The organism is Mesorhizobium sp. M1D.F.Ca.ET.231.01.1.1, from assembly GCF_003999155.2.
In the GTDB taxonomy this organism is placed as follows: Bacteria; Pseudomonadota; Alphaproteobacteria; order Rhizobiales; family Rhizobiaceae; genus Mesorhizobium.
In genome coordinates this window covers 1-310 of sequence record NZ_RZOZ02000204.1, presented here as the reverse complement: position 1 = coordinate 310, position 310 = coordinate 1, and the positions used below count along the sequence as shown (strand labels likewise).

Sequence of the window (310 nt, the reverse complement as noted above, 5' to 3'; positions counted from 1 at the left end):
CGGCGCTCCGAGAGGTAGTAGTCCTTCTCCTTTTCCTCTTTTTCCTCCTTCTTCTCGCCCTTGATGGTCAGCACGTTGTTGGCGAGCTTGATGTCGACGTTCTTTTCGTCAATGCCCGGCAGTTCGGCCGTGATCTCATACGCATCGGCCTTTTCCACCAGGTCCATTGCCGGCGCCACCGGCCACTCACCGCGCAACTTCGCGGGGAAGTCCCTGCCGAAGAGCGAACGGGTGGCGGGCAGATGGAAATCGAAGGGATGAAAGTCGTCGAAAAGCCGATCGATTTCGCGTCGCATGCTCTCGAAAGGTC

At 58.1% G+C, this 310-nt stretch carries 1 protein-coding gene; it reads right to left on the bottom strand.

The window, feature by feature from the left end:
- Window positions 1-310 (bottom strand): Hsp20/alpha crystallin family protein (locus EN874_RS32980; protein WP_135884738.1); only part of this gene is annotated, 310 nt, incomplete at both ends.